The following is a 20,711-nucleotide window of genomic DNA, read 5'->3' as shown; positions in this document are numbered from 1 at the left end:
TTCGAGCGGTCGCTGGACATAGACTGGGACTGACCGGGCGAACCGATCACGGCAACGGCGGTGTGTCGGCCGACGGAAAGACTTCGTTAACCATAACGACCTAGCTCGATCCTCGAGCTGCCGGTCACCGTCTCAACACCGGGGCAGCGCGCAACGGGCGATCCGAGCCACCCTCTCGGATCGCCCTTCCTCTCACCGACCCACCGGAGGGGCGCGTGAGATGCGGGCGCCGCACCTCACGCGCCGGGCGATCAACCCTCGATGATCCGCTCGCCGAGCTTCCGGTCCACGGTTGCGACCGTCCGGTCGATCTCGGCATCGGGCTCGCCGAGCTGGTGCGCGATCAGCTTCACCAAGAGATCGACCCGCTCGATGAAGGGTGCTCCGTTCGCCACCGCGCGCGCCGCCGAGGACGGTTTCAGCAGGCTCTCGGCCGCCTTCGCGTACTTCTCGAACGGAACCTGATCGGCGGGATCGGCACCGAGCCGCCGGGCCAGCGCGTCGACATGTTCGTAGATCGCGCGGGATTGGGCCAGATCGCCGTGCACCGCATCCCGGATCGAGCGGGGTTCGTCGGGCGTAATGCAACGGTAGTTGCCGGTCAGCAGCATCGACCACTTGGCGAGCGGCACGAAGAGCGAGTCGAACACCTTCAGCTTGACCGGGACATCCTGGCCGTCGAGGCGCACCGCGTCGATATCCGCCTCAAGCTCGCGCAGGAGCCGGTTGTGGGCCTCATCCGCGAAGGTCGCTGCCTTGAAGTTGGTGGGCAGGCCGACGTGCAGGACGTTGGCCCCCTCCTCCGGCGGCCGGAAGGCCTGCGGGTCGGGCGAGCACAGGGAGACGAGCCCCGGTTCGAACCGGTCCCAGACGCCGGCATTGGTGTAGGCCTCCTCAAGGTCCATGCCCGCCAGTCCGGGAATCCGCTTGAGATAGGGCAGCGGCGGCATGTTCATGATCGAGAGGCAGGGCAGCTTCGCCTCCGCGATCTTGATCATCAGTACGCGGATCGTGTGGTTGTTGTACTGCGGCTCCTGCATGGCGAGGCCGACGAGATCGTAGCGGGACACGTCGACGTCCTCGGGCGGCGTCGCGTCGAGGGTTCCCGGCAGGTCGCGCGAGTGGATCGCCCGGTGGTTCGGCTCGTCGCGCAGCTTGATCCGGACCTCGGTCCCCTCGTTGTTGATGAGGTCCGCAGTCTTGCGTCGGCAGACTAGGGTCACGTTGTGACCGGCCATCAGCAGCTTGGTCGCGAGCAGGGAGCCGTAGGAGGCTCCCAGGATCAGGATGTTTCTCGGCACGTTTTCACTCCCCGGCGTTCGTTGTTCGGCTTGTTGTTCGCTGCCGGGCGCTGAGCCTGGGCTCATCGCTCCTCGCGCGGGATCGAGGGATGGCAGCCGGTCCGGGAGAAGGCAACCCGCTCTCCGCACGGGATACGCTCTTTGGCATGCCAGGATGGTAGGGCGGATCGTGGCGGACGGAACGGCCCGGCGCGGCAGGTGCGCGAGCGCACGAATGTGGCGAAACCTTGGCGGTAAGTACTCGTTAACCGCGCGACAGAGCCACGAGAACCTGCGAGACTGCCATGACCAGCCTGAAGACCCGCCTGACCGCCGTCGCCGTCGCCGGCCTCACCGCCGCCGTCGCCCTGGCCGCCTACGCGCAGACCCTCGCCCTGCCGATGCACTTCGTCTGAGGATTACCCTCGGCGAGGGGAGCGTCCATCGCCGACGAGCCCCGGCGGGTTCGGCCGACCCGCCCCCGCGACGCGGGTGCCGAGCGCGCCCGCGCCGCACACGGCCCCCGGACCGCGCCATGCGCAGCCGGTCGGATTCTCGGGCTAGGCCTGACTGGTGGTGCGGGCGGTCGGATTCGAACCGACACGTATTGCTACGGCGGATTTTGAGTCCGCTGCGTCTACCGTTTCGCCACGCCCGCGCGCGGCCGCGACCCTGAATCGAAGATCCAGGGTCGGGCCTCGCTCCCATATCGCAGCCGTGGCGGAAGCGCCAGCGGCGCTCGGCCATATGCGCGGCATGAAGCACGGCAGGGCGCCCCTGCCCCCGCTTGTCGGTCCTCTGAAAAATAGATAGCCTCCTATCTGTTTCGCCGTGGCGGTGCCGCGCGTTTCCCTCTCGGACAGATGGCAGGCGTACGGTGGCAAGGAGGGATCTGCGCCAGATCCGGCGGGCTTATACCCAGACGCTCCTGTTGGCAGGACGGCACTGGCGCCGGCTCGCCGACATGGCCGCGGACGCCCACGGGATCTCGGAGGCGAAGGCGTTGCCCCTGGTGCTGATCGCCCGGATGGGGGGCGCGCCCCGGCAGAACGCCCTGGCCGAGGCGCTGGGCATCGAAGGTCCGTCGCTGGTACGCCTCCTCGATCAGCTCTGTGCAGCGGATCTGGTCCGGCGCCGGGAGGACGCGACCGACAGGCGCGCGAAGGTGTTGAGCCTGACGCCGGCCGGCGAGACCGTCGTCGCCAGGATCGAGGCCGATCTCGACCGCCTGCGCGAGACGGTGTTCGCGGGGGTGAGCGCGGCCGATCTTGAGGCGGGTCTGCGCGTGTTCGCGGCCGTCCAGGCGCCGCTCCGTGGCCAGGGGGATGGTCAGGAGAACGGGACGGCGGATCGGATATCGGACGGGGGAGCGGAATGACCCTCCCCGGCTGGCGCGACTGGGCCTTCTCGATCAAGACCTTCGGAGCGGCCATGCTGGCCCTGTTCCTGGCGCTCTGGATCGACCTGCCCAAGCCCTATTGGGCGCTGGGCACGGTCTACATCACGAGCCAGGTGTTGGCCGGTGCCACCCGCTCGAAGGCCGTGTACCGGGTCGGCGGGACGGTGCTCGGCGCCGTGGTGACCGTCATCCTGGTGCCGAACCTCGTCGACGCGCCGGAGCTGCTCGTGCTCGCCATCGCGCTCTGGGTCGCTCTCTGTCTCTACGTCTCGCTGCTCGACAGGACGCCCCGCAGCTACCTGATGATGCTCGGCGGCTACACCGCTGCCCTGATCGGCTTCCCGTCCGTCGGAGAGCCAGGGGCGATCTTCGACACGGCCGTGGCCAGGGCCCAGGAGATCACGCTCGGCATCCTCTGCGCCAGCCTGGTCTCCTCGGTCGTCCTGCCGCAATCTGTCGTGCCGGCGATCGCGCGGCGTCTGGACCTGTGGCTCAGCGACGCGCGCGCCTGGGTCGGCGACGTCCTGGGTCGGGCCGGTCCGGCGGAGGACACGCAGGCCAAACGGCTGCGGCTGGCCTCTGACGCGATCGCCTTCGACGCGCTCGCCACGCCGCTGCGCTACGACATGACGGGCGCTGAACGCTCGGCCGAGGCCATGGCGATCCTGCGCCAGCACATGCTGATGTTCCTGCCGATCGTCTCGGCGATCGCCGACCGCATCGAGACCCTGGAGCGAGCCCAAGCCCTGCCGCCGCGCCTGCGGGGCCTCCTCGATGAGATGGCCGCCTGGATCGAGGCCGGCATCACCGATCCGGCCGAGGCCGCGCGGCTGCGCGCCGCGGCCGGGACGCTTGCGCCGGCTCTCGGCGCGCGGCCGACATGGAACGACCTGGTGATGGCGAGCCTGCTCAGCCGCTTGATCGATTTCATCGACCTGCGACAGGACACCCGGCTGCTGCAACGGCACATGGCGGACGGCACGCCCGTGCACGAGCATCTCGCGTTCCGGTACACGGCCGCCGCCCGGACGATCCGTCATCGCGACCACGGCATGGCCCTTCTGTCCGCGATCGGCGTGTTCCTGTCGATCCTGCTCACCTGCGCGATCTGGATCACCACAGGCTGGCCCGACGGGGCCGGTGCACCGATGATGGCGGCGGTCGCCTGCAGCCTGTTCGCCGTTCAGGACGATCCCGCGCCCTCGATCCTTGGTTTCGCCAACTCGGCTATCGTCGCGGCGCTGGGCGCGGGCATCTACTTGTTCGCGATCCTTCCGCTCGCCACAAGTTTCGAAATGCTGGTCCTGGCGCTGGCGCCCGGCCTGCTGATCTGCGGGGTCTTCATGGCGCAGCCGCGCACAGCGCCGCTGGCGATGGGCGCGGCGCTCAACGGCTCGACGATGATCGCGCTTCAGACCACCTACAGCGCCGATTTCGCCGCCTTCACGAACTCGGCGGTCGCCGTGATCCTCGGTATGTGGACCGCGGCGCTTGTCACGCGTCTCGTGCGGTCGGTCGGGGCCGGTTGGTCGGCCCGGCGCTTGCGGGCCGTCAATCGCCGCAGCCTCGCCCGGGCCGCGCGGCGCCACGGCGCCCAGAACGGCCTCGAACTCGCCGCGCTCATGCTCGACCGCGTGGGCCTGATCGCGCCGCGACTCGCCGCCCTGCCGCCTGACGACGCCGAGTGGACTGCCGACCTCCTGGCCGAGGTCCGCGTCGGCATCAACGTGGTCGAGCTGCGGCGGGACCGGCGACGGCTCTCGGAGCCGGGGCGCGCCGCGGTCGAGCGGCTGCTGGCCGACCTGGCGCGCCATTTCGAGGGCGGGGCGGAGGAACCGCCGGCCGAACTCCTCGCCGGGATCGACGCTGCGCTCGACGCGGTCTGCCATGATGCCGGCCGGGCCGCGGGCCGCGCCGCGCTGATGGGCCTTGTCGGCATCCGTCGCGGCCTGTTCCCGGATGCGGGCCCCTACCGTACGTCCGCCAGCGCGGCGTCGCATTCGGAGCTCGCGGCATGACGGGTGAGTTCGACCTCTACGGCGTCTATGTCCCGAGCCTCGCCGCGTGGATGCTGATCGCCTTCGTCATCGGCCTGCCGATCAGGCGGGCGCTGGCCGGGCTCGGCCTCTACCGGCTGGTCTGGCACAGGCCGCTCTTCGACCTCGCCCTCTACGTGCTGCTTCTCGGTGCCGTCGTCGCGGTCGCGGTGCCTCTCACCTCGTGAGCGCGCGCAGCGTTCGCCCTGCCCCGCGCCGCCTTCTCGTCCGGTCCTCTCCATGCCCCGGTTCCTCGCGCTCTCGTTTCGATTTCTCGTCACCCTCGCGATGGTGGCCACCGCCATCGTCGTCGGTCTCGCGCTGTGGGACTACTACATGGAGGCGCCCTGGACCCGGGATGGCCGGGTGCGCGCGGACGTGGTGCCGGTGGCGCCCGACGTCTCCGGCCTCGTCACCGAGGTCCTAGTCGAGGACAACCAAGTGGTGCGGCGGGGCGACGTCCTGTTTCGGATCGACCCCGATCGCTTTGCTCTGGCCCTGCGGCAGGCGGAGGCGTTGGTGGAGGGAAAGCGGGCCAGCGCCGAGCAGGCCGCGGCCGACTACGCCCGCTACTCGAAGCTCAGCGACGCCGCGGTCTCCCAGCAGAAGGTCGAGGCGGCACGGGCGGCGAACCTGGAGGCGAAGGCGGCCTATGACCAGGCGTCGGCGGACCGGGACCTCGCCAAGCTGAACCTCGCTCGCTCCACCGTGCAGGCCTCGGTGAACGGGCGGATCACCAATATGGAGCTTCGGCCCGGCGCCTATGTCACAACTGGCCGCGGCGTGATGGCGCTGATCGACGGCGATACCCTGCGGGTCGAGGGCTACTTCGAGGAGACGAAGCTGCCGCGCATCCATGTCGGCGACCGGGCGAGCGTCCGGCTGATGGGCGAGAGCACGACGCTGACCGGCCGGGTCGAGAGTTTCGCGGGCGGCATCGAGGATCGGGAGCGCACGGCAGGCTCCAGCCTGCTCGCCAACGTCAACCCGACCTTCGCCTGGGTTCGCCTCGCCCAGCGCGTACCGGTCCGGATCGCCCTTGATCCGGCGCCCGAAGGCGTGCGCCTCGTCTCCGGCCGAACGGCGACGGTCGCGGTCGAGCCGCGCGGATCGGCTCCTGGCTTCGACCCGCTGCGCCTGCTGCGCGGCGCGCCGGCGACCGCGCCACGGTAGAGCCGCGGCAAGTCCCCGGGGCGCACCGATCGGGAGGTCCGCGGATGTCATGCCGTTCCGCTCGACCCCCTGATCGTCGCGCGCGAGCACCCTAGTTTGGAGCCGATCTGAACTGTCCGCGCGTCAGCCGGCCGCCGCTCCTACGGTTCGGCGCTTCAAGGTGGCGGGCCGGAAGACGCTCTGAACCGGAGAGACTTGATGGTGGACGCATCCGCCGCTGCGGCCTCGCCCGCCGGCATAGACAGGCCGGACGATGATACGCCCGTGCTCGCCAGAGTGGCCTTCGCGGTGAACGGCGAGAGGCGGGACCTCGAACTCGATACCCGCACCAGCCTGCTGGACGCCCTGCGTGAGCACCTCCGTCTGACCGGCTCCAAGAAGGGCTGCGACCACGGCCAGTGCGGTGCCTGCACGGTGATCGTCGACGGGCGCCGCCTCAACGCCTGCCTGACGCTCGCGGTGATGCATCAGGGCTCGGAGATCACCACGATCGAGGGGTTGGGGCAGCCCGACAGCCTGCACCCGATGCAGGCCGCCTTCATTCGCCACGACGGCTACCAGTGCGGCTACTGCACGCCGGGGCAGATCTGCTCGGGTGTCGCGGTGCTCGACGAGATCCGGGCCGGCATCCCGAGCCACGTCACCGCCGATCTCGACGCGGCGCCGGAGATCACGGAGGCCGAGATCCGTGAGCGCATGAGCGGCAATCTCTGCCGCTGCGGGGCCTATTCCAACATCGTCGAGGCGGTGACCGAGGTCGCGGGGATCGAGACGAACCGGGGGCGCGCATGAAGGCCTTCAGCTACGAGCGTCCGACGACGGCCGCCGAGGCGGCGGCGTCCGTGGCACGGAACCCCGAGGCGAAGTTCATCGCGGGCGGCACGAACCTGCTCGACCTGATGAAGCTGCAGATCGAGACGCCGACCCACCTCGTCGACGTGAACGGCCTCGGCCTCGACACGATCGAGCCGACGCCAGAGGGTGGGCTGCGCATCGGCGCCCTGGTGCGCAACACCGACCTCGCCGCCGATGCCCGGGTCCGCAAGGATTACGGGGTCCTCTCCCGCGCCATCGTCGCGGGCGCCTCGGGCCAGCTGCGCAACCGGGCGACGACTGCGGGCAACCTGCTCCAGCGCACCCGCTGCCCGTACTTCTACGACACCGCGCAGGCCTGCAACAAAAGGCGTCCGGGCTCAGGCTGTTCGGCGCTTGACGGGGTGAGCCGGCAGCTCGCCGTGATCGGGTCCAGCGACGCCTGCATCGCCACGTATCCGGGCGACATGGCGGTGGCCATGCGCGTCCTCGATGCGACCGTCGAGACGGTCGACGCGACGGGCGCAGAGCGAAAGATCGCGATCGCCGACTTCCATCGCCTGCCCGAGGACAGGCCCGAGGTCGACACGACCTTGAAGCCCGGCGAGCTCATCACGGCGGTCACGCTGCCGAAACCGGTTCCTGGCACGCATATCTACCGGAAGGTCCGCGACCGGGCCTCCTACGCCTATGCCCTGGTCTCGGCGGCGGCCGTGATCGGCGCGGACGGCACGGGACGCGTCGCTTTCGGTGGCGTTGCCCACAAGCCATGGCGCGTCGAGGCGGCCGAGGCCGACCTGCAGAGAGGCGCCAAGGCCGTCACCGACCGGGTCTTTGCCGATGCGCGGCCCACACACGACAACGCGTTCAAGCTGAAGCTCGCCGAGCGGATCCTCGGCGCTGTGCTCAACCAGGCGAGGGCCTGAGCCATGAAGTTCGATACCCCCGCGGGCCCGAACCCGATCGACCGGCTCAAGGTTGTGGGCCAAGCGACCGACCGCATCGACGGCAAGTACAAGACCACCGGCACCGCGCCCTACGCCTACGAGCGCCACGACGTCGTGGCGAACCAAGCCTACGGCTACGTGCTGGGCTCGAGCATCCCCAAGGGCCGCGTCACGGCCATCGACACGGCGGAGGCGCTGAAGGCGCCCGGCGTGCTGGCGGTCGTGACGACGCTCGACACGCCCCGCATCAAGCGCGGCGTGATGAACGTCGCCTACATTTTCGGCGGCGATGTGATCCAGCACTACCATCAGGCCATCGCCGTGGTGGTGGCGGACACCTTCGAGCAGGCCCGTGCGGCCGCCTTTCTGGTGAGGGTCGACTACGCACCGGAAGAGGGTCGCTTCGATCTCGCCGCCGCGGCCAAGTCGGCCCAGCCCGTGCCCGCCGACAGCGGCGAGGGCAGCGGCGGGAACGGCGAGGAGCGTATCGGCGACTTCGAGGCGGCCTTCGCGCAGGCGCCCGTCACCCTCGACGCGCGCTACACGACGGCCGACGAGAGCCACGCCATGATGGAGCCGCACGCGACGCTGGCGGCCTGGGAAGGCGACCGGCTCACGCTCTGGACCTCCAACCAGATGATCGGCTGGGGCCACGGCAGCATCGCCAAGATGCTGGGCCTGCCGAAAGAGAAGGTCCGTCTGGACGCGCCCTACGTGGGCGGCGGCTTCGGCGGCAAGCTCTTCGTGCGCGCCGACGCGATCCTCGCGGCGCTGGGCGCCAAGGCGGCCGGACGCCCGGTCAAGGTCGCGCTGACGCGCCCCCTCATCGCCAACAACACCACCCATCGGCCGGCCACGATCCAGCGCGTGCGCATCGGCGCCACCGCGGACGGAACGATCACGGCGATCGCCCACGAGAGCACGTCCGGCAACTTGCCAGAGGGCAGCCCCGAGACGGCGGTGAGCCAGACCAAGCTCCTCTACGCGGGCGCGAACCGGCTCACCGCGATGAAGCTCGCGGAGTTGGACCTGCCCGAGGGCAACGCCATGCGGGCGCCCGGCGAGGCGCCGGGCCTGATGGTGCTCGAGGTCGCCATGGACGAGATGGCGGAGAAGCTCGGTCTCGACCCGGTGGAGTTCCGCGTCCGCAACGACACCCAGGTCGATCCGAACGACCCGGAGCGGCCCTTCTCCCACCGCGACCTCGTCGGTTGTCTGCGGCTCGGCGCCGAGCGGTTCGGCTGGTCCCGCCGCGATGCGCGGCCCGGCGCCGTCCGGGAGGGGCGCTGGCTCGTCGGAATGGGGATGGCCGCGGCCTTCCGCAACAACCTCGTGATGAAGTCCGGCGCCCGGGTTCGTCTGGACGGAACGGGCACGGTCATCGTCGAGACCGACATGACCGATATCGGCACCGGCAGCTACACCATCATCGCGCAGACGGCGGCCGAGATGATGGGCGTGCCGCTGGAACAGGTGACGGTGCGGCTGGGCGACTCGGACTTTCCGGTCTCCTCCGGGTCCGGTGGGCAGTTCGGCGCGAATTCTGCGACCGCGGGCGTCTACGCCGCCTGCGTGAAATTGCGCGAGAGTGTTGCGCAACGCCTCGGTTTCAACGCGACCGACGCGGTGTTCGAGGACGGGCAGGTCCGCTCGGGCAACCGCGCCGTGCCGCTCACCGAGGCGGTACGGGACGGCGCGATCGCGGCCGAGGACATGATCGAGTTCGGCAAGCTCACCGAGCAGCAGCAGCAATCGACCTTCGGCGCCCATTTCGTCGAGGTCGCGGTCGATGTCGACACCGCGGAGGTCCGCGTGCGGCGGATGCTGTGCGTCTGCGCGGCCGGTCGCATCCTCAACCCGAAATCCGCCCGCAGCCAAGTCATCGGCGGGATGGTGATGGGGACCGGCGCGGCGCTGATGGAGAAGCTCTCGGTCGACACGCGCCGCGGCTTCTTCGTCAACCACGATCTCGCCGGCTACGAGGTCCCGGTCCACGCCGATATCCCGCACCAGGAGGTGATCTTCCTCGATGAGGTCGACCCGATGTCGTCGCCGATGAAGGCGAAGGGCGTGGGCGAACTCGGCATCTGCGGCGTCGGCGCGGCGGTCGCGAACGCGATCTACAACGCCACCGGCATCCGGGTGCGGGACTATCCTCTCACCCTCGACAAGCTGCTCGAACGGATGCCAGACGCGGCCTGACGCATCCCTCTCCGGCCGGTTCCCATCGTCGTTATGGGGCCGGCCGGGAATACTGCCGATGCCCGCTGGCATCGGCCGCGCGGCTGTGCTCAAAGAGCCGCGCTCTCCCGACCGTACGATCCCGGACCTGCATGATCCGCCGCCTCTACGAGTGGATACTCGCGCTCAGCGGAAAGCCGTCAGCGCCCTGGGCGCTCGGCGCCGTCGCTTTCGCCGAGAGTTCATTCTTCCCTGTCCCGCCCGACGTGATGCTCGTGCCGATGGCGGTGAGCCGCCCGGACCGCGTGTGGTTCTACGCTACGATCACCACCGTGGCATCCGTGCTCGGCGGTCTCGTCGGCTACGCCATCGGCGCGCTGCTGTTCGACTCCCTCGGGCAATGGCTGATCAAGATCTACGGCCTTCAGAACTCGGCCGCGACCTTTCAGGAATCCTACGCCGCCTACGGGCACTGGGTGATCCTCCTGAAAGGCCTGACCCCGATCCCCTACAAGCTCGTGACCATCACTTCAGGCTTTGCCCATTACAGCCTGTTCTGGTTCACGGTCCTGTCGATCCTCACCCGTGGCGCGCGCTTCTTCCTGCTGGCGGCGCTTCTCGGCCGCTACGGCGTGCAGATCCGCGGCGTGCTCGACCGGCACCTCAACGCGGTCGCGGCGATCTCGGTCGCCGTGATCGTCCTCGGCTTCGTCCTGTTCAAGGTGGTCCTGTGATCGACGAGATCGCTCTGTTGCGTCTGAAGCGGGCGGCGCTGGCCGTCCTGATCGGCTCCGTGCTGACCGTCGGCGCTGCGCTCGTGCTGGAGCACGTCTACGGCTACAGCCCGTGCAAGCTCTGCCTGACCGAGCGCCTGCCCTACTACGCGGCGATCCCGCTGGCGCTGGCCGGCCTGTTCTTGCCCGAGCGGCTCGCGCGCCTAGCCCTCGGCCTCGCCGCGGCCGGCCTGCTCTACGGCGCGGGTCTCGGCGTCTACCATGCGGGTGCCGAGTGGGGCTTCTGGCCCGGGCCGACCGATTGCGGTGGGGGCTCGGCCAACCCTGCGGATCTCGGCAGCTTCCGCGACGCCCTGGCGATCACGCGGGTGACAGACTGCTCGACCGCGGCTCTGCGCATCGTCGGGATCTCGCTCGCGGGCTGGAACGCCGTGATCGCCTTCGTGCTCGCCTCGGTCGCGGGAAAAGCTGCGCTCAGTTCCGGTCGTCGGGCACGGGCGGCAGCGCCGCGACGCTGATCCCCTCCTCGATCAAGGCGCGCGCCTCCTCGGGGCTCGCCTGCCCGTGGATCGAGCGCTCCTCGCTCTCGCCGTAGTGGATCTTGCGCGCCTCCTCGGCGAAGCGCGGGCCCACGGCTTCCGAGTTCGCGATCACGTGCGCCCGGAAGGCCCGCAGCATCGCGCGCATCTGCCGCTCCGGCTCGGAGATCATCGGGACGGTGGCATCCTGCGCGGGTGGCGCGACGGCTGCGGGGGCACGGTCGGTGCGCGCGAGCCGCGGCGCCATCAGGGCCTTGCCCACCTTCGGCGTGTCGCAGATCGGGCAGGCGACGAGGCCGCGGACGACCTGATCGTCGTAGGATTCGGAGGACGGGAACCAGCTCTCGAACTCGTGGCCGGCCTCGCAGACGAGGGCGTAGCGGATCATGACGGTTTGGCGTGACGGGATCGGTGATCAGACGTGGCGGTTCTTGAGGGCGGCTGCAATGGGTCCAGGCCGCAACGCTGGCCGTGCCGCCGTTTCCCGGATCGCCTCCCCTTTCGTTCGAGGTGCCGCGGCGAGGAGGGCGCGCCGCGACTAGCCGATGGTATCCCCGGCGCCCACCCGCTCCACCCGGAAGGGCTTGGCGTGTTGCAGGGTCGGGATCCGCGCCCGCGCGTCGGCGACGCGGGCGAGATCGATCTCGGCCAGGATGATCCCGGGCTCCGCTCCGCCGGCATCCGCCAGCACGCGGCCCCAGGGATCGACGATGATCGAGTGGCCGTAGGTGTCGCGCCCGTCCTCGTGGCGCCCGCCCTGCGCGGCCGAGATCATGAAGGAGCCGGTCTCGATGGCCCGCGCCCGATGCAGCACGTGCCAGTGCGCCTCGCCGGTCTGCTGGGTGAAGCAGGCGGGTGCGGTCAGCACGTCGGCGCCGGCCTCGGCCAGCGCCCGGAACAGGGCGGGGAAGCGGATATCGTAGCAGATGCCGAGCCCGATCGCGGCCCAGGGCATCTCCGCCACCACCGCGCAGGCGCCGCCCGTGTAGGTCGCGGATTCCCGCCAGCGCTCGCCGTTCGGCAGGTCGACGTCGTAGAGGTGAAGCTTGTCGTAGGCAGCCAGGATCTCGCCGTCGGGGCCGATCAGGAAGGCCCGGTTGGCGACCTTGTCCCCGTTGCGGATCGCCAGCGAGCCGATCTGCACCACGGACCCGGTCTCGCGCGCGGTCTCGCGGAGCGCGGCGAGCGTCGGGTCGGCGTCCTGCTCGGTCACGACCGCGAACAGACGCTCGCGGCTGCGCTCGACCAGAGAGGTCATCTCGGGTGTCTGGACGTACTGCGCGCCGGCGGCGACCGCCTCGCGCACGCCGGCGACGGCCGCGTCGCGGTTCGCCAGCATCTCGCGGCCCGAACGCATCTGCACGCAGGCGGCGACGAAAGTCCGGGCCTCAGGCATCGGCCGCGTCCTTCAGGAGCGGGTCCAGCTTGCCGCCGCGCTCGAGCGCGTAGAGGTCGTCGCAGCCGCCGACATGCGTCTCGCCGACGAAGATCTGCGGCACGCTGGTACGACCACCGGCCCGCTGCACCATCGTGGCACGGGCGCCCGAACTCTTCTCGACGTCGATTTCCTGGAAGGCGACGCCCTTCTCCTTCAGCAGGCTCTTGGCCGCCGAGCAGTAGGGGCACCAAGCCGTGGTGTAGATCGTGACCGGCTGCATGGGGGCGTCCTGCGTTTGAACACGCCCATATAAGGCGGCGCGCGGCGGCCTGCCTATGGTGCGGCGGCCACGGCCCCGCCGCGGAGCGGGGGCTGGGCCGCTCAGGCGGCCAGCAGCTTCTCTACCTCGTTGACGAGGTCGCGCAGGTGGAAGGGCTTCGACAGGACCTTGGCGTCCTTCGGGGCCTTCGAGTCCGGGTTCAGGGCCACGGCCGCGAAGCCGGTGATGAACATCACCTTGATGTCGGGGTCGAGCTCGGTGGCGCGGCGCGCCAGCTCGATTCCGTCCATTTCCGGCATCACGATGTCGGTGAGGAGCAGCTCGAACGGCTCCTCGCGCAGGCGGTTGTATGCCGAGAGACCGTTGTCGTAGGACAGCACGTCGTAGCCGGCGTTCTGCAACGCCTTGGCCAGGAAGCGCCGCATGTCGTTGTCGTCTTCCGCCAGCAGGATCTTCATCGGACGGTTCCGAACCCTTCGAGTCGCACGTGTTCATTTCATAAAGGGAGCCGGTGGTAAACAAGGCGTTAGGATTCTCGGATGCGCCCGTGTGACGTGGCGCACCGCCGCGCGGGCGCCACAGCCGACGCCCCGGCGCCTGTCTCGCACTACGGTGGACAGGGCGGCGGTGGCGCCCCACACTGTGCCGATGCCGACTGGCCGATCTGCTGGGGCTCACCCGCCACGATGATGCTGCCCTCCCCGGACCCCGCCGACGTCCTGGGCTTCGTGCCCCCCTTCGCGGTCGACGAGCCGGCGCAGCACAGCCTGCCCTTCGTCTTCAACACGGGGCATTCCGGCGCGATCTATCCCCCGGCCTTCCTGGCCGCCTCCCGGCTGCAGCCGCTCGCCCTGCGGCGCTCCGAGGACGCCTATGTCGACCGGCTCTTCGGCTGCGTCGTGCCCATGGGCGCACCGCTCCTCAGGGCGAATTTCCCCCGCGCCTATCTCGACGTGAACCGCGAGCCCTACGAGCTCGACCCGCGCATGTTCTCGGGCCGCCTGCCGCCCTTCGCCAACACGCGCTCGATGCGGGTCGCGGGAGGTCTCGGCACAGTGCCGCGCGTCGTGGCGGACGGGCAGGAGATCTACGGCGGGCGCCTCGACGTCGAGGAGGCGGTCGAGCGCATCGAGCGGCTCTACAAGCCCTACCATCGGGCGTTGCGCGCACTGATCCAGCGCACGGCCCGCACCTTCGGGCAGTGCATCCTGATCGATTGCCACTCGATGCCCTCGTCGAGTCTCGGGCGCGAGGCCGATCCGAAGGCCGATATCGTGCTGGGCGACCGCTTCGGCACCGCTTGCGCGCCGCTGCTGACCGAGCGGGTCGAGGCGGCGTTCCGGTCGCGCGGCTTCGTCGTCGTGCGCAACAAGCCCTACGCGGGCGGCTTCATCACCGAGCATTACGGCGAGCCGAACCTCGCCCGGCATGCGTTGCAGATCGAGATCAACCGCGGCCTCTACATGAACGAGGCGAGTCTCGCCGTGACGCCGGGCTTCGGGGCGCTGGCCGAGGCCCTGCAGGACATCGTCGCGGAGGTGGCCGGAGATATCGGCGATCTCTCGCCGCAGCGCATCGCGGCTGAATAGCAGCGGGGGGCGGTCCCGGACAGGCCCGCGACAAAGAAAAAAGGCCACTCCCGAAGGAGCGGCCCGAAGTCTAGGGAGGAAACGCCCAAGAAGGGCTGCGGGACCGCGACGCCATCGCGATCTCGCAATGCACAAAGTAAAGTGCGACGCACAAAACGCAAGACCAATTCGGCGCTCACGACGCGCCTCCCGCGCATAGCTCGGCCGCGTGCGTTGCAAAGACGTGAGCGCGTCCATCGATCGCGTCCCACAGTCCTGCCCCTCGCCGCGTGCGGGCCGGCGCTCAGGCCTTGCCGAGCAGGCGCTCGATCTCGGCCTTCAGCGGGCCGGCGAGATCCGGACGCTCAAGCCCGTAGGCGAGGTTGGCGGTCAGGAAGCCGATCTTCGAACCGGTATCGTAGGTCCGGCCCTCGTAGCGCATGCCGTAGAAGTCCTGCTCGCCCATCAGCTTGATCATCGCGTCGGTGAGCTGGATCTCGCCGCCCGCGCCCGTCTCGCCCTTCTCCAGGATCGCGAAGATCTCCGGCTGCAGGATGTAGCGGCCCGATATGATGAAGTTCGACGGCGCGGTGCCCTGCTTCGGCTTCTCGACCATGCCGGTGATCTCGAACGTCTGCCCGAAGGTCTCGCCCACACTGACGATGCCGTACTGGTGGGTTTCCTCGGGCTTCACCTCCTCCACCGCGATGACGTTGCCGCCGTGACGCTCGTAGGCCGCGAGCATCTGGCCCATGCAGCCCCGGCTCAGCATGTCCGGCAGCAGCACCGCGAAGGGTTCGTCGCCGACGATCTCACGCGCGCACCACACTGCGTGGCCGAGACCGAGCGGCGCCTGCTGACGGGTGAAGCTGGTCTGGCCGGCCTTGGGCAGGTCCTTCTTCAGCTCCTCGTAGGCGGCCAGCTTGTTCCGCTCCTGCAGCGTGCGGTCGAGCTCGTAGGCGATGTCGAAATGGTCCTCGATCACCGCCTTGCCGCGGCCGGTGACGAAGATGAAGTGCTCGATGCCGGCTTCCCGCGCCTCGTCGACCACGTGCTGCACCACGGGGCGATCCACGACCGTGAGCATCTCCTTCGGCACCGCCTTGGTGGCCGGCAGGAAGCGCGTGCCGAGTCCGGCGACGGGAAGGACGGCCTTGCGGATTGGTTTCATCGTCGGAACCTGATCGTAGACGGGACAGCGCAATCATGGGTCCGCGGGGCGGACGTCCGAAGAGATAGCACGACTTTTACGCCATCAAGCCTTATTGACGCGCGGACGGCGAAGCTTCACCCCGAAAGGGTTGAGGACCCGGAACACCGCGGCGGGAGAACGGGGCGATGACGGTTCTGGTCACGGGCGGTGCCGGCTACATCGGCAGTCACATGGTGCTGGCCCTCGTCGATGCCGGGCAGGACGTGGTCGTGCTCGACGACCTCTCCACTGGGTACGACTGGCTCCTCCCGCCCGAGGTCCGGCTGGTCGTCGGGGACGTGGCGGACCCCGACCGCGTCGCCGAGACGATCCGGACCTATGGCTGCGACGCGCTCGCCCACTTCGCCGCCAGGATCGTGGTGCCGGACTCGGTGGCCGATCCGCTGGGCTACTATCTCGCCAACACCGTGAAGACCCGCGCCCTGATCGAGACCGCCGTCAAGAGCGGGATCCGGCACGTGATCTTCTCCTCGACGGCCGCCGTCTACGGCGAGCCGGCGACCGTGCCCGTGCCGGAGACGCTGGAGACCAAGCCGATCAATCCCTACGGCCGCTCGAAGCTGATGAGCGAGTGGATGATCGAGGACGCGGCCCGCGCGCACGGCTTCAGCTACGTCATCCTGCGCTACTTCAACGTCGCGGGCGCCGACCCGCGGGGCCGTTCAGGCCAGTCGACGCCGAATGCCACCCATCTGATCAAGGTCGCAACCCAGGCCGCACTCGGTCAGCGCAGCCACATGGAGGTGTTCGGGACCGATTACCCGACGCCGGACGGATCCTGCCTGCGCGACTACATCCAGGTCTCGGACCTTGCGGAGGCGCACCGCGTCGCCCTCGACCACCTGCGCAACGGCGGCGCGAGCCTGACGCTCAATTGCGGCTACGGCCGCGGCTACTCGGTGCTGGAGGTGGTGGACGTGGTCAGGCGCATCTCGGGCCGGGATTTCACCGTCCGGCTCAGCCCTCGCCGGGCGGGCGACCCGGCCCGGATCGTGGCGGGCTCCGAGCGGATCCGAGCGGAACTGGGCTGGGTGCCGCGCCACGACGACCTCGAAGGCATCGTGCGCCAAGCCCTCGCCTGGGAGGATCACCTCGCCAAGCGCAACCGGATCTGAGGCGTGCGGCCGCGGATCCTCGCCGCGCTGGCGCTCGGGCTCGCCGTCTCGGCGGTGCCGGCCGCCGCGCAGGACACCAAGCCGGGCCACGCCGATCCGGCCTCTTTCGGGGCCTTCGTGGCGGCGCTGCGGCCGGAAGCGGAGGCGCGCGGCGTCTCGCGCGCGACGTTCGCGGCCGCCTTCGCGGGGGTAACGGGGCCTGACCCGGCCGTCCTGGCGCGCACGCGTCGCCAGGGCGAGTTCGGCCGCCCGGTCTGGGACTACCTCGTCGGCGCCGTCTCGGCCGGGCGCATCGCCCGCGGGCAGGCCCGCGCGCGGGCGCTCACCGCGACGCTCGACGCGATCGAGGCCCGCTACGGCGTGCCGCGCTGGATCGTGCTGTCGTTCTGGGGCGTCGAGTCCGACTTCGGCGCGAGTGGCGGCAGCGTGCCGACGATCCGCGCGCTCGCCACGCTCGCGCAGGCCCGGCATCGGGGAGACCTTTTCCGCAACGAGCTCCTCGACGCGCTCGCCATCTTGGAGCGCGGCGACATCGCCCCGTCCGGCATGAAGGGGAGCTGGGCCGGCGCCATGGGACAGGTGCAGTTCCTCCCCTCGACCTACCTGCGCCACGCGGTCGATTTCGACGGCGATGGGCACCGCGATATCTGGACGAGCGAGGCGGACGCGCTCGCCTCGATCGCCGCCTACCTGAAGGCTCTCGGCTGGAACCCCGACCTGTCCTGGGGCTATGCCGTCGCCCTGCCGCCGGGCTTCGATCTGAAGCGCTACGCGGGCGACCTCTCGGATTTCGCGCGCGCCGGCGTCCGGCGCATCGACGGCTCGGCCCTGCCGGCCGCGGGCCGGGCCAGCCTGTTCCTGCCGGGCGGTGTGGGCGGCCCGGCCTTCCTGATCACCGACAATTTCGAGGTGGTCCGGGCCTACAACACCTCGGATGCCTACGCGCTCGCGGTCGGCCGCCTCGCCGACCGGCTCGCGGGCGCCCCGGCTCTCACCGCCCCCTGGCCGAGTGCTGCGGCGCGGCTGGACCAAGCCGGGCTGAGGGCTCTGCAGACCGGGTTGAGGGCGGAAGGCTTCTATGACGCGGAGGCCGACGGGCGCGCCGGTCCGAAGCTGCGCGAAGCCCTGCGCCGCTACCAGATCCGCGAGGGGCTCACCGCCGACGGCTACGCGACGCCGGCCGTACTGGAGCACCTGCGCGCGCGGCGTTAGCCGGGATCGATCGGGCGTCCAGGGTCCTCTCCCTCGATCAGGCCGCGGATCCGATTTGCCAGGGTGTCCAGCGCGAAGGGTTTGGTCAGCACCTGCATGCCGGGTGCGAGATGGCCGTGGTTCAGCGCGGCGTTCTCGGCGTAGCCCGTGATGAACAGGACCTTCAGGTCCGGCCGGCCGACCCGCGCCGCATCCACCATCTGCCGCCCGTTCATGCCGCCCGGCAGGCCGACATCGCTGATCAGGAGATCGATGCGCACGTCCGAGCGCAGCACCTTCAGGCCGGCCGCGGCGTCGGCCGCCTCGATGGCCGCGTAGCCGAGATCCTCCAGAACCTCGGTGACGAGCATGCGCACGGTCGGCTCGTCATCCACCACCAGCACGGTTTCGCCGGCCCGCGCACGTCCCGCCTCGGCGAGATCCGGGAGCGGCTCGGCGTCCTCCGCCGCGCCGAGATAGCGGGGCAGGTAGAGGCAGACCATCGTGCCGGCCCCGACCTCCGAGTAGATCCGCACCTGACCGCCGGACTGGCGCACGAAACCGTAGATCATCGAGAGGCCGAGCCCCGTGCCCTCCCCCATCGGCTTGGTCGTGAAGAACGGATCGAAAGCCCTGGCGGCGACGTCGGGCGTCATGCCGGTGCCGTTGTCCGACACGCAGAGCGCGACGTACTGGCCCGGATCCAGGTCGCGCTCGCGGGCGGCGCGGTCGTCGAGCCAGCGGTTGGCCGTCTCGACCACGATGCGCCCGCCCTCCGGCATGGCGTCGCGGGCGTTGATGCAGAGGTTCAGCAACGCGTTCTCGAGCTGGCCCGGGTCGATCAGGGTCGCCCAGAGACCGCCCGCGCCGACCGTCTCCACGGTGACCGAGGGCCCGACCGTGCGCCGCACGAGTTCGACCATGCTCTCGACCAGCCGGTTCAGGTTGGTCGGCCGGGGCGCGAGGGTCTGCCGGCGCGAGAAGGCGAGCAGGCGGTGGGTGAGCGCCGCCGCGCGCTTGGCCGCGCCCTGCGCGGCTCCGATGTAGCGCTCCAGATCGCCGACGCGGCCCTGGAGCAGGCGGGTCTGCATCAGTTCGAGAGAGCCGACGATGCCCGCCAGCATGTTGTTGAAGTCGTGCGCGAGGCCGCCCGTGAGCTGGCCCACCGCCTCCATCTTCTGCGACTGCCGCAGGGCCTCCTCCGTCCGGGCCAGCGTCTCGGCCTGCGCGCGCTCGGCGGTGAAGTCGCGCCCAACCGCGTTGATCATCCCATCGCTCGGCCGGGTCGACCACATGATCCAGCGGTAGCTGCCGTCGCGCGCGCGGAAGCGGTTGTCGAAGCGCGCGTGCGAGGTGCCCTCCCGGAGTTCTTGCGCACCCGCCAGGGTGCTGGCGAGATCGTCCGGATGGACTAGGTCGAACAGGCTTTTGCCGAGGAGTTCGTTCTCGCGCCAGCCGAGCATCTCGGTCCAGGCCGGGTTCACGGCCGTGATCGTGCCCTCGAAGGTGCAGCGCAGCATCAGGTCGCGCGAGAGCTGCCAGAGCGCGTTGCGGTCGGCGGTCCGCTCGGCGACCTGCCGCTCGAGCTCGACGGCGCGACGCCTGCGCTCGTCGATGTCGGTATTGGTGCCGACCCAGCCCGTGATTGCACCGCCCGCATCCCGCACGGGCGCGGCCTCGACCTGGAACCAGCGCCACGCGCCGTCGGCGCGGCGGAGGCGGAACTCGGTATCGTAGGCCGTCCCGGCGGCAAGCGCGCGCGTCCAGGCGGCAGAAGCGGCCGGGAGGTCGTCCGGATGTACGATTCGCCCCCACGGGTCCGTGCCCGCGACCGCGTGTAGGTCCAGCCCCGCATAGGCGTAGACCCGCTCGTTGAACCAGTGCAGGTGCCCGTCCGGACGCGCCGCCCACACCTGGTTCGGCACGGTCTGGGCGAGGACGCGGAACTGCTCCTCGCTGTCCCGGAGCGCCGCCTCGGCGCGCTTGCGTGCGGTGACGTCCCGGAACAGCACCGAGACCTGACGCCGGTTCGCGGGCTCGATGCGCGAGGCGGAGACCTCGATGTGGCGGTCGGCCGCCACGAAGAAGCGTTCGAACCGGATCGGCACGCCGGTTCGCAGCACGCCGCCGTAGAGCTCGGCCCAGCCGTCGGCCTCCTCGCCCACCATGTCGCGGAGCCGGCGGCCGACGATGCCGGAGATACCGGTATGGCGCTCGTAGCCGGGATTGGCCTCCACATGGACGTAGTCGCCGAAGGGGCCATGCGGCCCGTCGATGAACTCGATGATGCAGAAGCCGTCGTCGATCGCCTCGAACAGGGCCCGGTAGCGCTCCTCGCGCTCCAGCAGGGCATCGCGGGCCGCGCGCTGCTCGGTGACGTCGCGGGCGACCCCGTTGAAGCGGAGCGGGCGCCCGTCCGTGTCGCGCTCGATCTCGCCCTTGCGGGCGATCCAGCGGATCTCGCCGGTGTCGGGCCGGCGGATGCGGTACTCGACGTCGCGCGGGGCCTCGCCGCTGCGGCGGCTGTCTGCCGTCGAGATCAGGTGTTCGTCCGCGGGGATGACGAGCCGCTCGAAGGCCGTCGCCGGGAAGCTCGCCGCCTCGGGCATGCCGTAGAGGCGGCAGAAATGCGGGGTCGGCCGGAGGATGCCGTCCGCGATCCCCACCGAGAACAGGCCGATGCCGCCTGCCTCCTGGGCCCGCAGCAGACGGGTCTCCGCCTCGTCGAGGGCGTGCCGCAGCGGGACGTCGGCCGCGATGCTGCTTTCGCGGGGCGTCATGGGCAAGCCGCCCCCCGGGATCGGGGGGTATGCCGGGCGCCGCGGTCTGCCATCGGACCGGCGTCGGAATTGGCGCAGGGTACC

At 70.2% G+C, this 20,711-nt stretch carries 19 protein-coding genes and 1 tRNA gene; 12 read left to right on the top strand and 8 right to left on the bottom strand.

The window, feature by feature from the left end:
* Positions 1 to 251: 251 nt before the first annotated feature.
* Positions 252 to 1,301, bottom strand: a complete 1,050-nt coding sequence (locus tag MFF54_RS15110; RefSeq protein ID WP_238303683.1) for a ketopantoate reductase family protein — start codon at positions 1,299 to 1,301, stop codon at positions 252 to 254.
* 553 nt (positions 1,302 to 1,854) lie between these two features.
* Positions 1,855 to 1,938 (bottom strand) — tRNA-Leu (locus MFF54_RS15105).
* 219 nt (positions 1,939 to 2,157) lie between these two features.
* Between MFF54_RS15105 and MFF54_RS15100 the strand changes: the two genes are divergently transcribed.
* From MFF54_RS15100 to MFF54_RS15060, 9 genes are all read left to right on the top strand, one after another.
* Positions 2,158 to 2,658 (top strand): MarR family winged helix-turn-helix transcriptional regulator, encoded by a 501-nt coding sequence (locus MFF54_RS15100; protein WP_238303682.1) that lies wholly within the window; start codon positions 2,158 to 2,160, stop codon positions 2,656 to 2,658.
* On the top strand, positions 2,655 to 4,697 hold the full coding sequence (locus tag MFF54_RS15095) for an FUSC family protein (RefSeq protein WP_238303681.1): 2,043 nt from the start codon (positions 2,655 to 2,657) through the stop codon (positions 4,695 to 4,697). Before MFF54_RS15100 ends, MFF54_RS15095 begins: the two co-directional genes overlap by 4 nt.
* Positions 4,694 to 4,903 (top strand): DUF1656 domain-containing protein, encoded by a 210-nt coding sequence (locus tag MFF54_RS15090; RefSeq protein ID WP_238303680.1) that lies wholly within the window; start codon positions 4,694 to 4,696, stop codon positions 4,901 to 4,903. Before MFF54_RS15095 ends, MFF54_RS15090 begins: the two co-directional genes overlap by 4 nt.
* A gap of 52 nt (positions 4,904 to 4,955) precedes the next feature.
* Positions 4,956 to 5,888 carry an efflux RND transporter periplasmic adaptor subunit gene (locus MFF54_RS15085; RefSeq protein ID WP_238303679.1) on the top strand — a complete coding sequence of 311 codons (933 nt, stop codon included), beginning with the start codon at positions 4,956 to 4,958 and terminating at the stop codon, positions 5,886 to 5,888.
* 198 nt (positions 5,889 to 6,086) lie between these two features.
* Positions 6,087 to 6,680, top strand: a complete 594-nt coding sequence (paoA, locus tag MFF54_RS15080; RefSeq protein ID WP_238303678.1) for an aldehyde dehydrogenase iron-sulfur subunit PaoA — start codon at positions 6,087 to 6,089, stop codon at positions 6,678 to 6,680.
* Positions 6,677 to 7,627 carry an FAD binding domain-containing protein gene (locus MFF54_RS15075; protein WP_238303677.1) on the top strand — a complete coding sequence of 317 codons (951 nt, stop codon included), beginning with the start codon at positions 6,677 to 6,679 and terminating at the stop codon, positions 7,625 to 7,627. Before paoA ends, MFF54_RS15075 begins: the two co-directional genes overlap by 4 nt.
* Positions 7,628 to 7,630: 3 nt before the next feature.
* Positions 7,631 to 9,850, top strand: coding sequence for an aldehyde oxidoreductase molybdenum-binding subunit PaoC (gene paoC, locus MFF54_RS15070; RefSeq protein ID WP_238303676.1), 2,220 nt, complete (start codon positions 7,631 to 7,633; stop codon positions 9,848 to 9,850).
* Positions 9,851 to 9,981: 131 nt separating this feature from the next.
* Complete coding sequence (locus MFF54_RS15065) at positions 9,982 to 10,563, top strand: YqaA family protein (protein WP_238303675.1); 582 nt, start codon at positions 9,982 to 9,984, stop codon at positions 10,561 to 10,563.
* Positions 10,560 to 11,081 carry a disulfide bond formation protein B gene (locus tag MFF54_RS15060; protein ID WP_370880265.1) on the top strand — a complete coding sequence of 174 codons (522 nt, stop codon included), beginning with the start codon at positions 10,560 to 10,562 and terminating at the stop codon, positions 11,079 to 11,081. The genes MFF54_RS15065 and MFF54_RS15060 overlap by 4 nt, the downstream gene beginning before the upstream one ends.
* Here the strand turns inward: MFF54_RS15060 and MFF54_RS15055 are convergent.
* The 4 genes from MFF54_RS15055 to cpdR all read right to left on the bottom strand — a co-directional run bounded on the left by MFF54_RS15055 (position 11,038) and on the right by cpdR (position 13,218).
* Positions 11,038 to 11,490, bottom strand: coding sequence for a DUF1178 family protein (locus tag MFF54_RS15055; protein WP_238303674.1), 453 nt, complete (start codon positions 11,488 to 11,490; stop codon positions 11,038 to 11,040). The two genes, MFF54_RS15060 and MFF54_RS15055, sit on opposite strands and share 44 nt — an antisense overlap.
* 150 nt (positions 11,491 to 11,640) lie before the next feature.
* Positions 11,641 to 12,498, bottom strand: coding sequence for a carbon-nitrogen hydrolase family protein (locus MFF54_RS15050; protein WP_238303673.1), 858 nt, complete (start codon positions 12,496 to 12,498; stop codon positions 11,641 to 11,643).
* Complete coding sequence (grxC, locus tag MFF54_RS15045) at positions 12,491 to 12,760, bottom strand: glutaredoxin 3 (RefSeq protein WP_238303672.1); 270 nt, start codon at positions 12,758 to 12,760, stop codon at positions 12,491 to 12,493. Before grxC ends, MFF54_RS15050 begins: the two co-directional genes overlap by 8 nt.
* Before the next feature lie 101 nt (positions 12,761 to 12,861).
* Positions 12,862 to 13,218, bottom strand: coding sequence for a cell cycle two-component system response regulator CpdR (cpdR, locus tag MFF54_RS15040; protein WP_238303671.1), 357 nt, complete (start codon positions 13,216 to 13,218; stop codon positions 12,862 to 12,864).
* A gap of 231 nt (positions 13,219 to 13,449) precedes the next feature.
* Here cpdR and MFF54_RS15035 point away from each other — a divergent pair, with 231 nt between their 5' ends.
* Positions 13,450 to 14,349: an N-formylglutamate amidohydrolase gene (locus MFF54_RS15035; protein ID WP_238303686.1), complete on the top strand. Its 900-nt coding sequence runs from the start codon at positions 13,450 to 13,452 to the stop codon at positions 14,347 to 14,349.
* Positions 14,350 to 14,632: 283 nt separating this feature from the next.
* Here the strand turns inward: MFF54_RS15035 and galU are convergent, their stop codons facing one another.
* Entirely contained in the window at positions 14,633 to 15,499 is an 867-nt protein-coding gene (gene galU / locus MFF54_RS15030) for a UTP--glucose-1-phosphate uridylyltransferase GalU (protein WP_238303670.1), read from the bottom strand.
* Between the two features lie 167 nt (positions 15,500 to 15,666).
* On the opposite strand from galU, the gene galE reads away from it, so the two are divergent.
* On the top strand, positions 15,667 to 16,656 hold the full coding sequence (gene galE, locus MFF54_RS15025; protein WP_238303669.1) for a UDP-glucose 4-epimerase GalE: 990 nt from the start codon (positions 15,667 to 15,669) through the stop codon (positions 16,654 to 16,656).
* Between the two features lie 3 nt (positions 16,657 to 16,659).
* Positions 16,660 to 17,868, top strand: coding sequence for a lytic murein transglycosylase (locus MFF54_RS15020; protein ID WP_238303668.1), 1,209 nt, complete (start codon positions 16,660 to 16,662; stop codon positions 17,866 to 17,868).
* Here the strand turns inward: MFF54_RS15020 and MFF54_RS15015 are convergent.
* A complete protein-coding gene (locus tag MFF54_RS15015) occupies positions 17,865 to 20,627 on the bottom strand; it encodes a PAS domain-containing hybrid sensor histidine kinase/response regulator (protein WP_238303667.1) in 2,763 nt (920 codons plus the stop codon). The genes MFF54_RS15020 and MFF54_RS15015 overlap by 4 nt on opposite strands.
* Between the last annotated feature and the right edge of the window lie 84 nt (positions 20,628 to 20,711).

Source organism: Methylobacterium gregans (genome assembly GCF_022179245.1).
Taxonomy (GTDB): Bacteria; Pseudomonadota; Alphaproteobacteria; order Rhizobiales; family Beijerinckiaceae; genus Methylobacterium; species Methylobacterium gregans.
Note: the sequence above shows the minus strand (reverse complement) of the source record. Positions and strands in the feature narration are given on the sequence as shown.

What these genes read in the sequence shown, in the direction of transcription:
- MFF54_RS15095 (WP_238303681.1), top strand. Translation starts at nt 2,655, where the DNA reads ATGACCCTCCCCGGCTGGCGCGACTGGGCCTTCTCGATCAAGACCTTC.
- MFF54_RS15090 (WP_238303680.1), top strand. Translation starts at nt 4,694, where the DNA reads ATGACGGGTGAGTTCGACCTCTACGGCGTCTATGTCCCGAGCCTCGCC.
- MFF54_RS15085 (WP_238303679.1), top strand. Translation starts at nt 4,956, where the DNA reads ATGCCCCGGTTCCTCGCGCTCTCGTTTCGATTTCTCGTCACCCTCGCG.
- paoA (WP_238303678.1), top strand. Translation starts at nt 6,087, where the DNA reads ATGGTGGACGCATCCGCCGCTGCGGCCTCGCCCGCCGGCATAGACAGG.
- MFF54_RS15075 (WP_238303677.1), top strand. Translation starts at nt 6,677, where the DNA reads ATGAAGGCCTTCAGCTACGAGCGTCCGACGACGGCCGCCGAGGCGGCG.
- paoC (WP_238303676.1), top strand. Translation starts at nt 7,631, where the DNA reads ATGAAGTTCGATACCCCCGCGGGCCCGAACCCGATCGACCGGCTCAAG.
- MFF54_RS15065 (WP_238303675.1), top strand. Translation starts at nt 9,982, where the DNA reads ATGATCCGCCGCCTCTACGAGTGGATACTCGCGCTCAGCGGAAAGCCG.
- MFF54_RS15055 (WP_238303674.1), bottom strand. Translation starts at nt 11,490, where the DNA reads ATGATCCGCTACGCCCTCGTCTGCGAGGCCGGCCACGAGTTCGAGAGC.
- MFF54_RS15050 (WP_238303673.1), bottom strand. Translation starts at nt 12,498, where the DNA reads ATGCCTGAGGCCCGGACTTTCGTCGCCGCCTGCGTGCAGATGCGTTCG.
- grxC (WP_238303672.1), bottom strand. Translation starts at nt 12,760, where the DNA reads ATGCAGCCGGTCACGATCTACACCACGGCTTGGTGCCCCTACTGCTCG.
- cpdR (WP_238303671.1), bottom strand. Translation starts at nt 13,218, where the DNA reads ATGAAGATCCTGCTGGCGGAAGACGACAACGACATGCGGCGCTTCCTG.
- MFF54_RS15035 (WP_238303686.1), top strand. Translation starts at nt 13,450, where the DNA reads ATGCTGCCCTCCCCGGACCCCGCCGACGTCCTGGGCTTCGTGCCCCCC.
- galU (WP_238303670.1), bottom strand. Translation starts at nt 15,499, where the DNA reads ATGAAACCAATCCGCAAGGCCGTCCTTCCCGTCGCCGGACTCGGCACG.
- galE (WP_238303669.1), top strand. Translation starts at nt 15,667, where the DNA reads ATGACGGTTCTGGTCACGGGCGGTGCCGGCTACATCGGCAGTCACATG.
- MFF54_RS15015 (WP_238303667.1), bottom strand. Translation starts at nt 20,627, where the DNA reads ATGACGCCCCGCGAAAGCAGCATCGCGGCCGACGTCCCGCTGCGGCAC.